Annotated in this window: 16 protein-coding genes and 1 pseudogene; 4 read left to right on the top strand and 13 right to left on the bottom strand. The window is 72.1% G+C overall.

The features are described from left to right. Positions 1-109: 109 nt before the first annotated feature. Positions 110-3,805, top strand: coding sequence for a discoidin domain-containing protein (locus V6V47_RS04700; protein ID WP_334626715.1), 3,696 nt, complete (start codon positions 110-112; stop codon positions 3,803-3,805). Position 3,806: 1 nt separating this feature from the next. Here the strand turns inward: V6V47_RS04700 and V6V47_RS04695 are convergent, their stop codons facing one another. Further along, positions 3,807-4,607, bottom strand: coding sequence for a crotonase/enoyl-CoA hydratase family protein (locus V6V47_RS04695; protein WP_334626714.1), 801 nt, complete (start codon positions 4,605-4,607; stop codon positions 3,807-3,809). A gap of 179 nt (positions 4,608-4,786) precedes the next feature. Here V6V47_RS04695 and bluB point away from each other — a divergent pair, with 179 nt between their 5' ends. Next, entirely contained in the window at positions 4,787-5,416 is a 630-nt protein-coding gene (bluB, locus tag V6V47_RS04690; RefSeq protein ID WP_334626713.1) for a 5,6-dimethylbenzimidazole synthase, read from the top strand. An 80-nt stretch (positions 5,417-5,496) separates the two neighbouring features. Beyond that, a complete protein-coding gene (locus V6V47_RS04685) occupies positions 5,497-6,348 on the top strand; it encodes a Rieske 2Fe-2S domain-containing protein (RefSeq protein WP_334626712.1) in 852 nt (283 codons plus the stop codon). A gap of 757 nt (positions 6,349-7,105) precedes the next feature. Here the strand turns inward: V6V47_RS04685 and V6V47_RS04680 are convergent. The 12 genes and pseudogenes from V6V47_RS04680 to V6V47_RS04625 form a co-directional block, all read right to left on the bottom strand. Continuing rightward, positions 7,106-8,251 (bottom strand): annotated as a pseudogene (locus tag V6V47_RS04680) (LysM peptidoglycan-binding domain-containing protein); the annotation flags it as partial. Between the two features lie 14 nt (positions 8,252-8,265). Beyond that, positions 8,266-8,715 (bottom strand): pilus assembly protein TadG-related protein, encoded by a 450-nt coding sequence (locus tag V6V47_RS04675; protein WP_334626711.1) that lies wholly within the window; start codon positions 8,713-8,715, stop codon positions 8,266-8,268. Further along, positions 8,712-9,182, bottom strand: a complete 471-nt coding sequence (locus V6V47_RS04670) for a TadE/TadG family type IV pilus assembly protein (RefSeq protein ID WP_334626710.1) — start codon at positions 9,180-9,182, stop codon at positions 8,712-8,714. The genes V6V47_RS04675 and V6V47_RS04670 overlap by 4 nt, the downstream gene beginning before the upstream one ends. Continuing rightward, positions 9,179-9,622: a TadE/TadG family type IV pilus assembly protein gene (locus tag V6V47_RS04665; protein WP_334626709.1), complete on the bottom strand. Its 444-nt coding sequence runs from the start codon at positions 9,620-9,622 to the stop codon at positions 9,179-9,181. Before V6V47_RS04665 ends, V6V47_RS04670 begins: the two co-directional genes overlap by 4 nt. A gap of 5 nt (positions 9,623-9,627) precedes the next feature. Beyond that, on the bottom strand, positions 9,628-9,831 hold the full coding sequence (locus V6V47_RS04660) for a hypothetical protein (RefSeq protein ID WP_334626708.1): 204 nt from the start codon (positions 9,829-9,831) through the stop codon (positions 9,628-9,630). Positions 9,832-9,854: 23 nt separating this feature from the next. Further along, on the bottom strand, positions 9,855-10,727 hold the full coding sequence (locus tag V6V47_RS04655) for a type II secretion system F family protein (RefSeq protein WP_334627066.1): 873 nt from the start codon (positions 10,725-10,727) through the stop codon (positions 9,855-9,857). Positions 10,728-10,729: 2 nt separating this feature from the next. Beyond that, entirely contained in the window at positions 10,730-11,635 is a 906-nt protein-coding gene (locus V6V47_RS04650) for a type II secretion system F family protein (RefSeq protein WP_334626707.1), read from the bottom strand. A 4-nt stretch (positions 11,636-11,639) separates the two neighbouring features. After that, complete coding sequence (locus V6V47_RS04645; protein ID WP_334626706.1) at positions 11,640-13,178, bottom strand: CpaF family protein; 1,539 nt, start codon at positions 13,176-13,178, stop codon at positions 11,640-11,642. After that, the gene (locus V6V47_RS04640; protein ID WP_334626705.1) at positions 13,168-13,968 is read right to left on the bottom strand and encodes a ParA family protein; all 801 of its coding nucleotides are present in this window, start codon (positions 13,966-13,968) and stop codon (positions 13,168-13,170) included. The genes V6V47_RS04645 and V6V47_RS04640 overlap by 11 nt, the downstream gene beginning before the upstream one ends. 2 nt (positions 13,969-13,970) lie before the next feature. After that, on the bottom strand, positions 13,971-14,627 hold the full coding sequence (locus V6V47_RS04635; protein WP_334626704.1) for an SAF domain-containing protein: 657 nt from the start codon (positions 14,625-14,627) through the stop codon (positions 13,971-13,973). Further along, complete coding sequence (locus V6V47_RS04630) at positions 14,624-15,586, bottom strand: hypothetical protein (protein WP_334626703.1); 963 nt, start codon at positions 15,584-15,586, stop codon at positions 14,624-14,626. The genes V6V47_RS04635 and V6V47_RS04630 overlap by 4 nt, the downstream gene beginning before the upstream one ends. Continuing rightward, the gene (locus tag V6V47_RS04625; protein ID WP_442934184.1) at positions 15,580-16,092 is read right to left on the bottom strand and encodes a hypothetical protein; all 513 of its coding nucleotides are present in this window, start codon (positions 16,090-16,092) and stop codon (positions 15,580-15,582) included. The genes V6V47_RS04630 and V6V47_RS04625 overlap by 7 nt, the downstream gene beginning before the upstream one ends. An 838-nt stretch (positions 16,093-16,930) precedes the next feature. On the opposite strand from V6V47_RS04625, the gene V6V47_RS04620 reads away from it, so the two are divergent. Next, positions 16,931-17,677, top strand: coding sequence for an A24 family peptidase (locus V6V47_RS04620; protein ID WP_334627065.1), 747 nt, complete (start codon positions 16,931-16,933; stop codon positions 17,675-17,677). Positions 17,678-17,694: the final 17 nt, after the last annotated feature.

The following is a 17,694-nucleotide window of genomic DNA, read 5'->3' as shown; positions in this document are numbered from 1 at the left end:
CCGTCCCCCCACCGCACCGTCCCCCACCTGTCGCGGCACGACGGGCGTTCCCCTGCACCCGCTGCCGTGCACCCGCACACCCCACCCCCGAAAGAGGTGTACCGGAACCATGTCCAGACTCGGCACCACCCGAGGTACCCCGCCAACCGGCAGGTCCCGTCCCGTACCCCGTACCGCCCGGCGGCTGATCGCCGGCGTGCTCGCCGGGCTGCTCGTCGCCTCCGTCCCGGCCGTGACCCCCGCATCCGCCGCACCGTTGGCAAATCCGGCCCCGGCCCCGGCCGGGTCCGCCCGCGCGGCTCTGCTCGCCGGGCTCTCCGCCACCATGAGCGCCAGCAGCTACAACCAGAACTACGTGGCGAGCAACGCCAACGACGGCAACGCGAGCAGCTACTGGGAGAGCGCCAACAACGCGTTCCCGCAGTGGATCCAGGCTGACCTCGGTGCCACGGTCAGCGTGGACCGGGTGGTGCTCAAGCTGCCACCCGCGGCGGACTGGCAGACCCGCACCCAGACGCTCTCGATCCTCGGCTCGACCAACGGCTCGTCGTTCAGCACCCTGAAGGCGTCCGCCGGCTACACCTTCAACCCGAGCAGCGGCAACACCGTGACCGTCACCTTCACGGCAGCCAGCACCCGCTACGTGCGGGTGCAGGTCACCGGCAACACCGGCTGGCCGGCCGCCCAGTTCTCCGAGGTCGAGGTCTACGGCGCCACCGGCAGCCCCGACACCCAGGCCCCCAGCGTTCCGGGCAACCTGGCGTACACCCAGCCCGGCAGCGGGCAGATCCGGCTCACCTGGTCGGCGTCCTCGGACAACGTCGGGGTGACCGGGTACGACGTCTACGCCAACGGCGGGCTGCGCGGCAGCGTCAGCGGGTCGACGCTGACGTACACCGACAGCCAGCCGGACACCGCGACGGTCTCGTACTACGTGCGGGCCAAGGACGCGGCCGGCAACCAGTCGGCGAACAGCAACACCGTGACCCGGACCGGCACCGGCAACCCGCCCACCGGCACCAACCTGGCGATCGGCAAGCCGATCACCGCCTCCGGCTTCGTGCACACGTTCGTGGCGACCAACGCCAACGACAACAACGTGGCCACCTACTGGGAGGGCAACGGCAACCCGAGCACGCTGACCGTGCAGCTCGGCGCCAACGCCAGCCTCAGCCAGATCGTGCTGAAGCTGAACCCGGACTCGGCCTGGGGTACGCGTACCCAGAACATCACCGTGCAGGGCCGGGACCAGGGCTCCTCGACCTTCAACACGCTGGTCGGCGCGGCGAATTACACCTTCAACCCGGCCAGCGGCAACACGGTGACCATTCCGGTCTCCGGCGCGGTGGCCGACGTACGGCTCTCGATCGCCTCGAACACCGGCGCCCCGGCCGGCCAGGTGGCCGAGTTCCAGGTCTTCGGCACCCCCGCGCCGAACCCGGACCTGACCATCACCGGGATGTCGTTCAGCCCGTCGGCACCGGTGGAGACGAGCACCATCACGCTCTCGGCCACCGTGCGTAACGCCGGGTCGGCGGCTTCCGGCGCGACCAACGTGAACTTCTACCTGGGCTCCACCCGGGTGGGCACCGCGTCGGTCGGCGGCCTGGCGGCCGGTGCCTCGACCACGGTCACCGCCAGCATCGGCACCCGCGACGCGGGCAGCTACCCGCTCAGCGCGAAGGTCGACGAGTCGAACACCGTCGTCGAGCAGGACGACACCAACAACAGCTACAGCAACCCGAGCCCGCTCGTGGTCAGCCCGGTCGCCACCTCCGACCTGGTCGCCTCGGCGGTCGACTGGTCGCCGGGCAACCCGACGGCCGGCAGCACGGTCACCTTCTCGGTGTCGATCCGCAACGCCGGCAGCGTGGCCTCCGCGTCCGGCGCACACGGCATCACGCTCACCGTGCTCAACGAGGCCGGCTCCGTGGTCCGTACCCTGACCGGCTCGTACAACGGTGTGATCAACGCCGGGGCCACCGTGGGCCCGATCAACCTGGGCACCTGGACCGCCGCGAACGGCAAGTACACCGTCCGGGTGGTGCTCGCGGCCGACGGCAACGAGCTGCCGGTCAAGCAGACCAACAACACCAGCGAGCGTCCGCTCTTCGTGGGGCGCGGCGCCAACCTCGGCTACGACATGTACGAGGCCGAGGACGGCACCATCGGTGGCGGCGCCGGGCAGGTCGGGCCGAACCGGGAGATCGGTAACCTCGGCGGTGAGGCGTCCGGACGTCGGGCGGTGACCCTGAACAGCACCGGCGCGTACGTCCAGTGGACCACCAGGGCGGCGACCAACACCCTGGTCACCCGCTTCTCCATCCCGGACTCGGCCGGTGGCGGTGGCATCGACTCGACGTTGAACATCTACGTCAACGGTGCCCTGCACAAGCCGATCAACCTGACCTCCAAGCACATCTGGCTCTATGGCGCGGAGGCCAGCCCGAGTGACTCGCCGAGTGCAGGGCCGCCGCGGCACCTGTACGACGAGGCCAACGTGATGTTGAACTCGACCATCCCGGCCGGGAGCACGATCCGGCTGCAGAAGGACCCGGCCAACACCACCACGTACGCGATCGACTTCATCAACCTGGAGCTGGTCGCGCCTCGGGCCAACCCGGACCCGACCCGCTACCGCGTGCCGACCGGTTTCAGCCACCAGGACGTGCAGAACGCCCTGGACGCGGTCCGGATGGACACCACCGGCACGCTGACCGGTGTCTACCTGCCGGCCGGCACGTACGAGACGTCGCAGAAGTTCCAGATCTACGGCAAGGCGATCTCGGTGGTCGGCGCGGGCATCTGGTACACCCGTTTCCAGACGCCGACGGGCCAGTCGAACACCGACGCCGGTTTCGGGGTGCAGTCCTCGGCCAGCGGGTCATCCTTCTCGCACCTGGCCTTCTTCGGCAACTACACCAACCGCATCGACGGGCCGGGCAAGGTCTGGGGTGAGCTGAAGGACGTCGACAACATGACGTTGGACAGCGTCTGGGTCGAGCACACCGTCTGCGCGTACTGGGGGGTGAGCGTCAGCGGGCTGACCATCCGCAACAGCCGCTTCCGCAACACCTTCGCCGACGGCGTGAACATGACCAACGGCAGCACCAACAACCTGGTCACCAACACCGAGGGGCGGTCGAACGGCGATGACGCGTTCGCCCTCTTCTCGGCGACCGACCAAGGCGGCGCGACCGCCAACAACGGCAACGTGTTCGAGAACCTCTCGGCCACGCTGACCTGGCGGGCAGCCGGGCTGGCGGTCTACGGCGGCTACAACAACATCTTCCGCAACCTGTACATCGCGGACATGCTGACGTACTCCGGCATCACCATCAGCTCGCTGGACTTCGGCTACCCGTTCATCGGGTTCGGCTCCAGCCCGCCGACCCAGTTCCAGAACATCTCGCTGATCAGAGCCGGCGGGCACTTCTGGGGATCGCAGACGTTCCCCGCGATCTGGGTCTTCTCCGCATCGAAGGAGTTCCGCGGCATCCGGGTGTCCGACGTGGACATCGTCGATCCGACGTACTCGGGAATCATGTTCCAGACCAAGTACAACGGTTCGCAGCCGGAGAACCCGATCACCGACACCGTCTTCACCAACATCTCGATCAGCGGTGCCCGCAAGAGCGGTGACGCGTTCGACGCGAAGTCGGGCTTCGCGGTGTGGGCCAACGAGATGCCGGAACCCGGTCAGGGCCCGGCGGTCGGCTCGGTCACCTTCAACAACCTGCGGTTGACCAACAACGCGGTGGACATCCGCAACACCACGTCAACCTTCACCATCACCCGCAACTGAGCTAGCCAGCACCGGATGCCGCCGGGAGGTCCACCCCTCCCGGCGGCATTGTGCCGTGCCGGCCCTCGCCGGCGGCGAACCGCGCCGCACCGGCCGCCGCGTCGGTGGCCAGCGAGTTCATCCCGTACGCCAGCTCGGTCGCCAGCGCCTCCGGCTCTGGCTGGCCGGCACCGGCCAGCACCGCCGCCCGGTCGTTGCGCAGGCAGGTCTGCGGGTGCCGGGCGATCTCCGCCGCCAGTTCCTCGGCCGCGATCCGCGCCTGGCCGGGCGCCACCAACCGATTGACCAACCCCATGGTGTACGCCTCCTCGGCGGGCACCGGCCGGCCGGTGAGGATCAGGTCAAGTGCCCGGCTCTCACCGATCAGCCGCGGCAGCCGGACCGTGCCGCCGTCGATCAGCGGCACTCCCCATCGGCGGCAGAACACCCCGAGCGTCGCGTCGGACTCGGCAACCCGTAGGTCGCACCAGAGCGCCAGCTCCAGCCCGCCGGCCACCGCGTACCCGGAGATCGCCGCGATCACCGGTTTGCGCAGTGCCATCCGGGTCGGACCCATCGGGCCGTCCCCCTCGGGCTCGACCCGGTTGCCGCTCGGCGTGCCGATCGCCTTCAGGTCGGCGCCGGCGCAGAACGTGCCGCCGGCCCCCCAGAGGACGGCCACCGCCGCGGCTGGGTCAGCGTCGAAGGCGCGGAACGCGTCGGCCAACGCTCGCGCGGTGGGACCGTCAACCGCGTTCCGAGCCGCCGGCCGGTCCAGCACCACCGTCGTCACCGGCCCGGCGCGCTCCACTCGTACCCCCATCGATCCAGCATGCCCGGCGCGGACCCGCCACACACCCACCGGACGGGGGAGCGCGGCGGCCGGTTCCGGCGCTAGCATTGCCGACGGCATGATCATGGGCGTCGATCCGGAAGCCCGACGGCCGGCCTCGCGTCCATGCCCACCACGCCGGGTCGGGCCGAGCGCAGCGGGAGCCTGCCATGGACCTTTTCGACGCCATTCATCGCCGCCGCGACGTGCGGGCCCAGTTCACCGGCGCGCCAGTGCCGGAGGACGCCCTGCACCGGATCCTCAGCGCGGCGCACGCCGCGCCCAGCGTCGGCTACTCGCAGCCCTGGGATTTCATCCTCGTCCGCGACCCGGACGTGCGGCGACGTTTCCACGAGCACGTCCGCACCGAGCGGGACGCCTTCGCCGCCACGCTGGACGGCGAGGCCGCGCTTCGGTTCGCCCGCATCAAGATCGACGGCGTGCTGGAGTCGACCCTGTCGATCGTGGTCACCTACGACCCGGCCCGCGGTGGTCCCGCCGTGCTGGGTCGGCACGCCATCGCGGACACCGGGCTCTACTCGGTCTGCCTGGCCATCCAGAACCTCTGGCTGGCGGCCACCGCCGAGGGCCTCGGCGTGGGGTGGGTCTCCTTCTACCGGGAGCCGTGGTTGGCCGACCTGCTGGCCGTTCCCGACGGCATCCGCCCGGTCGCCTGGCTCTGCCTCGGCCCGGTCACCCACCTGGAAACCGTCCCCGACCTGGCCCGGCACGGCTGGCGCCAACAGCGCCCGATCGTCGAGGCCGTGCACCACGATCGCTGGGGGGCGACCGACGCCTGAAACGCCCCGCCATCACGTACCGCTGCGAATTCGTCACCCGAGACCGGTTTGCGACCACGTACGACGGGAAGTCGGTCCTCGTGCGAGCACTGTTGACGAGAGTTGAGCAGGCATCCGAGCTGGACCGGACGGGCGACCGGTTGCAGCGGGTCGTCCTCGGCACGCTGCGTCCGCGACGACTGCGGGACCTGCTGCACGGGGTGACACTGGGGCATCCGCTGCATCCGTCGATGGTGCAGGTGCCGGTGGGCGCCTGGATCAGCGCCGCGGTGCTGGACCTGATGCCCGGGCAGCGCAGGCCCGCCACCGTGCTGGTCGGCCTGGGCACCGTCAGCGCGATTCCGGCGGCGGTCGCCGGCCTGAACGACTGGGCCGCCCTCTCCCGGGAACAGCGCCGGGTCGGCCTGGTGCACGCCGCCACGAACACCGTGGGCGTGGTGATCTACGCCGGCTCGCTGGCGGCGCGGCTCTACGGCCGGCACGGCATCGGTCGCGCCCTCGGCATGCTCGGGCTGTCGACCGTGAGCCTGGGGGCGTACGTCGGGGGGCACCTGGCGTACAAGCAGGGTGCGCAGGTCAACCAGAGCGTCCCCGAGCTGAACCGGATCAGCGAGGGCTGGCACTCGCTCGCCGAGATGGACTCGTTGCCGCAACGCACGCTGGTCACCCGCGAGGTGGACGACGTTTCGGTGATCCTCTACCGGCACGGTGACGAGGTCACCGTCATGCTGGAACGTTGCCCGCACCAGGGTGGCCCGCTCGGTGAGGGGGAGGTGCAGGAGATGGACGGCCACGCCTGCGTCGTGTGCCCGTGGCACGGCAGCGCGTTCCGGCTCAACGGCGGCGAGGTCATGCAGGGGCCGTCCGGCAACGACCAGCAGATCCTGCCCACCCGGATCCAGGACGGCGTGTTGCAGACCCGCCTGCCCTGATCACCGCGCGAGACGCCCGGAGCGCTCACTAGCCGTGCGCCACCGATCGCGCGGGCTGCCCGGGGCAGGACCTCGCCCCCCCCCGCGTCGATCTAGGGCATATCGTCGTGGCCGGAGATCAACTCACAGTGATATGCCCTAGATCGACGCGCGGGGGCGGCCGCGATGCGACTGGTCAGGTGCGCCGGTGCCGGCCGGTCGCTGGTCCGTCCGGTCCGGAGTCCAGTCCGGAGTCCAGTCCGGGCCCCCCGGCCATCAGGCCACCAGACGGGTCATCGCCACTGCGACCCTCGCGGTCGGCCCAACCCGCACCACCGGCCCACGCCTCGTCGCCACCCCACCCCTGGGCGCCAGCGGGTGTCGACCGGCCGTCGGCCGGGGCCCAGCCACCACCTGTGGGGGCCGAGGCGCCATTCGCCGGTGCCGACCCACTAGCGGCAGGCGCCCACCCGCTGCTCGCAGGTGCCGACCCGGTGCGAGAGAAGGCCCACCCTCCGTCGGCCGGCAGCGTGCCACCGCTCTGCGGTGCCATGGCCCCGGCGGCGGATTCCGCTCGGCCGTGGGCCCACGCGGCGCCGCTACCCGCCGCGCTGCCGTTGGTCCGAGCCGCGCCGCCGGCCGCGCCGCCGCTGGTCCGGCCCGTGTCGCCCTTGGTCCGGCCCGCGCGGCCGCCGGTCCGCGACGTGCTACCGCTGGTCTGGCCCGTGCTGCCGCCGCCGGTCCGGCTTCCGCCGCCCCAGGGAGTGCGTTTGGACCCGGCCAACCGGGGAGTCGCGCCAGCGGTGGCCGGGCGGCGGCGCAGGCCCAGTACCGCCCCGATCTGGGCACCGACGATGCTCGCCACGGCCAGCACGGCGGAGACCGCCAAGGGTCGGTTCACCTTGTCGGTGGCACCGGCCCGGGCCGCGCCGACGGTCATGGCGGGCGGCTGACCCGCCGACTCCGTACCGCTGGGTGGTGCGGGGTTGACCTGTTCCGGCGCGGTCCGCTCGGGGGCCGGCTTGGGCGCGGTCGGCCGCGGCGCGGCGGGCCGGTCGACCAGCCGACCAGTGGCGTGCGTCCGGCGGCCCTGGTCGGTTGCTTCCGTGGGTAGCCGGAGCAGTTGGCCGGGGCGGATCCGATCCGGGTCATCCAGGCGGTTCAGCTCGGCGAGCTGCCGGTAGTCGCCGAACTCGTCCAGGTAACGCTCGGCCACCTCGCCGAGGTAGTCGCCCTTCGCCACCCGGTACACCGGCGCGGCCTTGTCACTTCCGTTCGGCCCCGGGGGCGCGACCAACCCGAGCGGCCCGGCCCCGGCGAGCGGCGCCGCCCTCTCCGGCGTCGCACCCGCCCGAGCCGGCGCGGCCAGGTCCGGCACCCCGACACCGGCGGTGGCTGCGGTCGAAACGCGCGGCGCGGCGACCCCGGGGATCGCGCCCAGCGCCGACCGGTCCGGCGACGGCCCGGCCAGGGTTGCGGCGGCCGGCGCGCCCGAGTAGGCGTACGCCGGGCCGGCGGCGATCGCCGCGGCGCTGGCGGCGGCCGGGCTGGCGGCGAGGATCAGCGCGACCGAACCGACCAGCGCGGCGGCGGCCTTCTGTTGACGACTCATCCCGGGCAGCCTGGGCGCCGGTCGACGCAGGCTCTGCGCTCCCAGCTCGACCAGGACGGAGAAGGCGAACGTGGCCCAGCCGAACCAGCCGGCCAACGCCAGCGCACGCAGGAAGAGTTGGCCGTCGTCGCGGCTGGTCAGGGCGGTGCCCACCTCGGTGATAGTGGGCAGGTGATCGGGGAGGGGGTTGCCGGCGAAGGCGAGCAGTGCCACCGGCGCGCCGACCAGCAGTGCGCAGAGCACGACCAGCGCGCCGAAGCCGGTGAGGATCCGTCCGGTCCGCCGTACGACGGAACCACCCGATACGGGCATGGCTGCCTTCCTTCCTACGGTGTTGCGGTGATGGCGCGTGCGGTCGCCTCGCCGGTGACGGTGACCGTTTCGGGGAAGCCGAGCAGCCCGAGCGCCGATCGGCGGTAGGTGATCGTGACGCGTACCCGGACGTGGGTCTCTCCGGCGATCCGCGGGAAGCTGACGGTGTGGCTGGTGGTGCCGGCGGCGGCCAGGTATCTGGCCACCGCGACGCGGGCCTGCGGCTGGTTGATGCGCTTCGGTCCGCCCTCGATCGCGGTGGCCCGGTCGATGGCCTGGCCACCGGCCCGGGCCGCCTCGGCGGCCAGGTTGTCGGCGCGATGCAGGGTGCGCAGCTGCCCGGTGCCGTCGAAGGTGATGCCCACGATGGCCAGTACGCCGATCATCGCCACCGCGAGGAAGATGCTGACCCGGCCGTCGTCGCTCATGAGGGCGCGTCGCCGCGTCGGGACGGTGGTGGTCATCGCCGGCTCCGGTAGCGGTCCAGTGGCGACGTGAAGCTCGCCTCGACCAGGTTGTCGGTCGGCATTCCGGGCACCGCGGCGAGCCGTACGTCCCCGAAGGACACCCGACAGGCGACCTTCACGGTCACCGTCGCGTCCTGCCCGACGGGGCTACGGAAGGCGGCGTTGAAGCTGGAGGGCTTACCGGCCACCGAGCCGCTGAACGTCAGTGTCGGAGCGTTCGTGCAGTTCAGACCCCGCCAGTTCAACTGCCGGCGGGCCGCGTCCCGGGCCTCGGCTCGGGCCGTCGACGCGTCCCGCGAGATCGACGCGGCGCGGGCGGCGTCGTGTGCGGCGGCGTCGATCGCCTCCGCGGCCACCGCGCTACGCCCGGCCACGCCGGCCAGCACCATCAGCGCGATGAACGCGGGCGCGAGCACCGCCACCTCGATGGAGACCGAGCCTCGCTCGGCGGTACGGCGACTCACGGCGCGGTCACCCTCTCCACCGTGCCGTGCGCGGTCTGCCGCACTGCGAAGGTCACCCCGGGCACCACCGACAGGGACCGACCCTGCACCGTGCAGGTCACCTCGACCGCAGTGGTCACGCAGGTCGGCCTGGTCGTGTCCCAGCCCACCAGCCAGTCGCCGGTGTTTCCCAGGAACCGGAGCGCGTTGGCCACCCCGGCGCCGTCCCGAGCCTGGTAGAGCCGTTGGGCGTCGACTCCGCTCTGGGCAGCGGTCAACGCGGTCGAGCGGGCCAGGAACACGGCGGCGACCTGGAGCGAGGCGAAGAGCAACACCAGGATCAGCGGCATCATCACGGCCAGTTCCACCGGGTTGGCACCCCGCTCCCGGTCCCCGGCCGCGAGGTGGCGCCGGGCGGCGGTGACCGCCCGGCGCCACTTCGGGGAGGCTGCTCCGCGCACGTGGGCTACCTCGGGTTCGTGTTGTTCGGGATGGCGTCCATCCAGTTGTTGGCCTTGGCGAGCGCCGTGGCGGTGACGGCGGCGGCCACGAAGACCAGGCCAAAGATGATCACCGCGGTCGGTACCGGGCTGTCGCCGCGCTCGCCGTCGCGGCGCAACTCGGCCAGACGCGTCGACACCATGACGTGCAGGTAGCTGACGATGGACATCGCGTACTCCTTCTCGGTTCGGATCAGATGCGGGTGATGAAGGGATAGATGACAAAGCCGAGCAGCACGAAGACGAGCAGCGCGGCCGGGATGTCGAGCTTGCTGGTCACCGCCTCGGCCCGGGCGAGGTTGTCGGTGCGGATCTGGTCCCGCAGCGAGTCGGCCCGGCTGCGCAGGGTCTCGTGCACCTGTGCCCCCTCGCTGCCGGAGGAGCGCATGATCGCGCCGACATCGCCCAGCTCCGGGATGCCGATCTTGTCGGCCAGGTCGCGCAGTTCGTCCCAGGGCGCGTGCATCTGCATCTGGGCGATCTTCAGCGACTCCTGGATGCGGTCGAAGACCCAGCCGTCGCAGACCGCCGCAGCCCGCTCGAGCGACTGCACCGGCCCGTGCGCGGCGGAGAGCTGCAACGCCACCAGGTCCAGGTAGGTGCAGACGGCCTGGCGGAACTCGTCGCGGGCGGCGTCGGCCTTGGCCAGCACCGTGCGGTGCGCGAGCAGCCCGGCCATGAACGCCAGGCCGAGGCTGACCAGCACCGGTACGACCAGGGGGAACGAGATGCCGAGCACGAGGAGCATGACCGCGAGCAGGGCCGGGGTGGCCAGCCCGATCAGCGCGGAGAGCAGCACCGACAACGCGTACTGCTCAGGGGTCTGGTTGATCAGGGCGAGTTGCCGGTGCGGCGGCCGTAGCCAGCGGGACAGCCCGGTCAGCGAGTCCAGCCGCCGGGACGCGGGCGCGGCGACGCGGCCGGTCTCCGCCGGCTGGTGCAGCCGGCGTAGCGCGGGCCCCAGCGCCGGGGTCGCCGGTGCCAACTCGCGGACCACCAGGAAGATCCCCAGCCCGACGCCGGCCCCGCCACAGACCGCGAGGGTCAACTGCCAGTTCAGAAGCAGGTTCACGCGATCACCGCCTCCTGAGGATCCGGTGCGGGTAGGAACCGGGCCGGCCGCTGCGGCTGGCTCATCGACCGCACCCAGGCCAGCAGACCGATGAAGGTGGCACCGAGCGTGGCCATCACCAGCTGCCCGAACGGCGTGTCGTACGGCTTGATGTACTCGGTGTTGATGAGCCCGTACGCCAGGGTGGCCAGGGTCATCCCGGTGAGGAAGCGGACCGCGAACCGGGGCTGGGTCCGCTTGGCCTCGATCTCCCGACGGGTAGCGACTTCCGCCGCTGCCGCGCCGGCGATCGAACCGAGCACGTCACCCAGCCGCTCGCCCCGATCGGTGAGGTGCAGGATCAGCGCGGCCACCACCTGGTCACCGACCGGGTCGCCGATCTCGTCGGCGAACGCCAGCAGCGCGGATCGTGCCAGCCAGCCGGCCTGCAACCGGGCCGCGAGCAGCCGGACCTCGTCCTCGATCCCGGGCGGGACACTGCCGATCGTGCCGATGATCGACTGCTGGAGCCCCTGCCCGGTGGCGGAGACATCCTTGAGTCGACGCGTCCACTCGCCGACGGCTTCGATCCGGGCGATCGCCCGCTGCTCCGCCTTGCCCACCGCGAACAGCCACGGGGTTCCGGGCACCGCCACCGCCACCAGCAGGCCCACCACCGGCAGCCCGGTCAGCAGGAAGGCCAGCGCACCGGCGACCAGCGCGGCGAGCAGCAGCGCCTGGTAGGCCCGCTGCTCGCCGGGGGTGGCACCGGAGCCTCGCCAGAGTCGGCTCAGGCCCGGCCCCGACCCGGGGCCGGGGCGCGGCGGCTGGCGGGTGCCCACCAGTGCGACCACGGCCAGCAGCAGCCCAGCGACGCAGGCGGCCCCGGAGACCACCGCGATCAGTTCCAGGTTGTCGGGCATCGGATCACCGCCGGGCCAGTCGGGTCTGCCGGGGGCGGCGCCACGCGCCGGTGCCGGCCTCGATCCACCGGGTCAGCAGCCGGACGTCGTAACCCACCCGCAGCAACTGGTCGCGAACGCGTTCCGGCAGGTGCCGGGGGACCGCGCGGCCGTCCGGGCCTGGCCCGAAGACGGTGGTGGTGGTGATCCGACCGGCTTCGCCGGCCCCGATGACCTCCTCCACGTGCGAGACGAACCGGTGCTTGCGCCCGCCGATCGCGGTCTCGTCCTCGACGGTGACGTAGACGATCAGGTCGAGGGCGTTGCCGGCCATCCGGCGGGCCTGGTCGACGGTCATCTCCCGGCCGTGCGCCAGAGCCAGCTCCACGATCCGTTCACCCACCCCTGCCGCGTTACGGGCGTGGATGGTGCACATCGAGCCCCGGCTGGTGGTCATCGCCTGGAGCATCGGCACGATCTCCCGGGAACGGACCTCACCCACGATGATCCGCAGCACGCCCATCCGCAGGGAGAGCGGAATGAGGTCGGCGATGGTCACCTCGCCAGCCGGCCGGCCGTCGAAGCCGCGCTCACCGTGCCCCTCTCGGGCCTCGAAGCTCATCACCGCCCGGTGCCGCTCCCGCCGGCGCGCCGGCAGCAACTCCCGGCTCTCCTCCAGCAGCACGTACGGCTCGTCGGGCGGGATCTCGTTCATAAGCGCGCGGATGATCGTGGTCTTCCCGGCACCGGCCAGCCCGGCGACCATGATGTTCAGGCCGGCGCGCATCGCGGCGCGGAGGAAGTCGCGCAGCAGCGGGTCGATCATCTCGTCCAGGTCGCCCCGGGCGCCGGCCACGTCGTCCAGGCTCACGTCGAGGGTGTTGTGCTTGCGGATCACCGCGTACGGGCGGTGGCTGACCAGGAACACCGCGGCCAGTCGGCTGCCGTCGGGCAGTTGCAGGTCGAGGGTGGGCTTCACGGTGGACAGGGACCGCTCGGTGGCACCGGCCCGTCGGGCCGCCGCCTGGAGGATCTCCACCAACTCGGCGTCACTGTCGGCGATCGGCTCGGCCCAGTCCACTCCACCGCCGTGCCGGGTGATGCGCACCTGGTCGCAGCCGAGGATGTGCACCTCCTCGATGGTGTCGTCGACCAGCAGGGTCTGTAGCCGGCCGAGCCCGACCAACTCGGCGGTCACCTGGTCGAGCAGCAGCCGTTCCTCGCCGGCCGCCATCGGGGTGCCGGCCCGGCGGACGGCGTCCGCGTACTCGGCGACCACCGTGACGGCCAGCCGGGCCCGCTCGGTGTCCTCCTCGTCGACGGTGAACTCGCGGCCGCGTTGCCACAGGGTGAGCCGTTCGGTCAGCTCTCGGCGCAGCTCCCGGACGACCTGGAAGTCCATGCGCGGGCGGGGCGGCGGCTCCGGTTGCGGGCTGGCGGCCGCTTGCGGTGGCATCGCCATCGGCTGGTGGTGTCGGCCGTTCGCCGGGGGCAGCGGCGGCGCGGTCGAGGTGACGCCCGGCGGCAGTTGGCGCGGGTCGGCGGAGACCGGTTCAAACCGCATCCGGCACCCCCTGCTGCACCGGCCAGGCCAGCCGGGCCCGTCGCCGCTCCAGCAACGCGCCGACCGGCACCTCCAGCGCGGCCGCCGCACGCATCAGCGGCCGTCCGGCCCGCACCGTCCCACCGAGGCCGAGCACCCCGGCGGTACGCGGGTCGTGCGGCAGCCGCGCGATCACCGGCAGCCGAAGCGCGCGGCTGATCTCAGCCTGGCCGTGCCCGTCACCGACCAGCAGCAGCCGCAGGGTGCCCGGCGGCACCCGGTGCTCGGCGAAGTCCCGTTCGATCGTGGTGACCACCGCCCGGGTGCCGGAGAGGTCCGGCAGGTGGGCCCGGCTCACCAGCAGCACCACCGAGGCGGCCCGCAGCACCGGCCACGGTGGACCGGTCACGTGCAGTCGGCCGCAGTCGACCAGCACGTCGTAGCCGGGGGTGCCGTGGTCCAGGGCGTTGAAGTAGTCGGCGAAGCGCTGCCAGAGCGGGGTGACGCTGCCGGCCTGCGTGGGGTCGACCAGCCCGGGCAGCAGCAGCCGTTCCCGACGGGGCGCGTCCAGGTCGACCAGTTGGGACCAGAAGTTGCTCTCCAGGTTGCCGTCGCGCAGCTCTCCGACGGCGAGCTCGCCGAGGCCGCGCGGCCCGTCCAGCTGACCACCGAGGTAGCCGGCGAGGATCGAACCGCCGGCCGGGTCACACTCGGCGAGCACCAGCCGCCGGTGCCAGGCCAGCGCGCAGGCCAGCGCCGACGTGGTGACGCCGGGCGAACCCTTCGCGGACACCAGCGCGATGATCGCCATACTCAGGCCGCCTCGGTCAGCACGACAGCGATCCGCTCCTGTGCGGCCAGCGCCACCACCGCGGGCACGTCCCGGACGGTGAGCGCCAGGTACAGCACCTTCTCGTCGTCCGCCGGGCTCACGGTGTCGATCACAGTGGCGGTGAACCGGGTGCCCGCCGAGGCAGGCGACGCGTCGGCGTTGTCGTCCGGGGTGCTGACCAGCAGGACCTTGTCCCCGGGATGCAGGTCACGTGCCGGCACCTGCGCGGTCTTCAGGCCGAGTGCGATCTGCTGCTGGCCCGGGCCGAGCAGCGGGTCGTCGGTGACCTGCCCCAGCGTGAGCAGGGTGCCCGGGACCAGCGCCACGGCGGCCCGCTTACCGATCACCTCGTCCATCCGGTTGGCGGGCACCGGGCGCAGACCCTGACCGCCGGCGACCTGCACGGTGAGCAGGTCGGATGCGCTGATCTCCCGACCCACCTCGACCGGCCGGGCCACCGCGAGGTAGCTGCCGGTGGCCCGGACGGAGGTGACCGCGAACGCCGCGCCCAACCCGCCCAGGGCGATCAGGAGGACGGCAAGGCCGAGCAGCCCCGGGCGGACCCGCCGCTGCCGGACCACCTTGGGCGGGCTGACCGGCGCGTCCACCGGGGTTCCATTGCGTGTCGCGATACTCACCGGGTGACCACCTGGAGTTCGTTGATCTGGATCTGGACCGTGCCGGTGGACCGGGTCACCGGAATCACGCCGCTCTCGCCACCGCCGTGCCAGGTCACCGTCCAGTAGGTGGTGGCGCTGACCCCGTAGGTGTCGGCCTTCGGGTAGCCGTCGTAACCGCAGTCGGGTGACGTACGTCCGGCGCGGGGACCGGTCGACTTGTACTCGGTGCCCGCGCCCTTACAGGTGACCTTCTCGCCGTTGTCCATGTCCCAGACGATCCGGTCGAACCTGGCCTCGATCCTGACGGTGAGGCCGCGTTCGGTCTCCGACTCCTGGATCGCCGGGCCGAAGAACTGCCGTCCTTTGCTGGCCCACATCCAGACCGGCAACCCGACCAGGCCGGCCCCGGTGCTCCGGCGGGGGGCGACGGCGATCCGGGGCGGCGAGATGGTGATCCGGGCCAGTGCCCGACGGGCCAGCTCCTCCGGGTCCGGGGGTGCGCCGTAGCCGGGTGGCGGCCCGTCCCGCAGTTCCTCGCGCTGGTTGCCGAGCTCACCGCCGTTGCAGGTCAGCAGGTACCACTGCTTGCCCTCGGGGGTGTTGGCCGGTTGCGGCTCCTCCAGCTTGTAGTAGCAGCCGTCGCCGTTGTTGAAGTAGCCGAGCACGTCGTCGTAGCAGGGGAGTGTGCGCCCGTTCCACTGGCAGCGAGCGGTGCCACCCCCGCCGCCGGAGTCTCCGCCACCGTTGTCCCCGCCACCGCCGGGGCCGCCGGGCGTGCCGGGCTCGTCGTCCCAGACGCTGCAGTCGTGCTGGCCGGGTGGGCACTCCCCACCGGGGTCGGCGCGGCGGGCGGCGGCGGCCGGCAGGGTGCCGCCGGCCACCAGCAGCAGCGCGAGGCCGATGCCGACGAGCGCCCGGCGAGGCGTCCCGGCCCGGGCGGTACGGGCCGGGACACCCCTGTCTGCCCAGGTCAGCATGGCTGGTCCTGGTGAGCTGCGCCGGAGTTGATCAGCCAGCGACCGTCGGGATACCGGGTGGCGGTGGCGGTGGCCAAATGCCGACCGCCGCCGCTGCCCGGGACCACCCGCTGGTCCTTGGCGTAGACCAGCCGGTAGCCGGTCGCGTCCAGGCAGTCCTGGATCTCCACCGTGGCCGGGTTCGAGTCCAGGCTCACGTCGATCACGGTCGGGTCGGACTTCAGCGTCCCGGTACGCATTGCGCCGTGCTCCTTCGCCTCGCGAATGGACAAACGAACCCGGGTCAGAAGTGGATCAGCGAGGAATCGGGACAGTTCCGGCGCTCGCGGATCACTGCGTCGACTCGCCGTACGCGAGGCCGCGAGATAACCGGAGTACGCGTCGAGCGCCGCCTTTTCGGCGGCTTGTCGTTCCGGACCCTGATCCGCCTGCTGGTCGTCGCCCCGGACCGGAGCCGGCCGTTCGACGGCCTCCCGTCCACTGTCGCAGGCGGTGACCGTCACCATCGCCACAACCGCTAGCAGGCAGATTGCCGCTCGTCTGAGCTGGCGTCCGCGCACCGTCGAGCCTCCTCCTGGTCGCCCGCTGCGGCGACGGATCACCGCCGCAGGGCATGCGGAAGCGCGCCCGGATGCGCGCATCCGGAACCGTTCATTTCGCTTCTGCATTCACCGTTACGGATCTTCTACGAATTCAAGGTCCCGTGTCTTTGGTTGTTGCGGTGAGGCTTGCGTCTCACCCAAGGGGCGAGCATAGGCTGACGCTCGCCGATGCAACAGGGGCAATTAACGTGAACACTCTCTGTGATGACAGGTGGTGGTGGCGGGTGTCAGTGCTGCGCTCCCGGCGAATGCCGAACGAGGGGCTGCGGATGATCGAGCGTCGCCGGGAAGGTGAGGTTCGCCCCGGCCTCTTCGCCGGTCCCGAGGGTGGGACAACGTGGCGTCATCCCGGCATTCGACCCGAGGTGCGGGCCGCCCGGCCGCCATCGTCGATCGGCGTCGGCACCGCCCCTGGCCTGCCCGAGGTGCCCCTCGAGTGGCCGGCCGTGCACGTCGCTTTCCGCGCCATGCGCTACACCAAAGCGATCGTTCAGTCACGATCCGTGTTCACTGCCAGGGGTGCTGCCCGCTACGAGGTGGGGTCGACATGCCGCTGACCGGTCCTCCGGCGGCCGTCCCGGGTCAGGAAACCCCGCCCGAAAGGCGCCCCCCACCCCCGCCGACCGGTGGTACGCGGGAGCACACCGGCCAGGTCGTGCCCCCGGACCCGCTGGCCGATGCGGTGCCGGAGGGCGCCGAGCCACCGGACGCCCCCCGCCGTGAGCGGCGGGCTGGGCTCTCGCTGGCGGTCCGCCGCCGCGCTCGGCTCTCGGTAGTACCGGCGATCCTGGCGGTGAGCCCGCTGCTGCGGCTGGCGGCCCTACGGCACTCCGTACCGTCGGGCACCGCGAGCCGGACCGGCTGCGCTGCCTGCGGCGCGCCGATCAGCCTGACCCGGCCCTGGCCCGCGCTGGGCCCGGCGGCCCGATGCGCTGGCTGCCGGGCTCGGGTCGGCCCGCCGCCGGGGACGATCGAGCTGGCCACGCTCGCCGCGGCGGTGTTGTTGGTGCTGGTCGGCTCGCCGGTCGGGGTGCTGGCGGCGCTGGCGTGGTGGCTCGGCTGGACGGTCCCGGCGGTCTTCGTCGACCTGGCCGTGCACCGGTTGCCGGACCGGTTCACCCTGCCGGCGGCGGCCGGGACCTGGCTGCTGCTCGGCGTGGCCGTGCTCGGCGAGGCCGAGTTGGGGACCTGGCTGCGGGCGGTCATCGCCGGCGCCGGGCTGGCGTTGTTCTTCGCCGTCAGCACGCTGCTGCTCGGTCGCCGTGGCTTCGGGTTGGGGGACGCCAAGCTGGCGCTGAGCGTGGGCGCGCTGCTCGGCTGGTACGGCTGGCCGGTCCTGGTGCTCGGGCTGCTGCTGAGTTCCGGGCTGTCCGCGCTGGTCAGTGTGGGGATGTTGGTCACCCGACGAGCAAGCTGGTCCACTCACCTGCCGTTCGGGCCGTTCCTGCTGCTCGGCACCGTCGGCGCGCTTCTGTTGGTCACCCTCTAGGCGTCAGCGGGAGCATC

Source organism: Micromonospora sp. CPCC 205539, from assembly GCF_036906815.1.
In the GTDB taxonomy this organism is placed as follows: Bacteria; Actinomycetota; Actinomycetes; order Mycobacteriales; family Micromonosporaceae; genus Micromonospora.
This window is presented reverse-complemented; position numbering and strand designations above follow the sequence as displayed.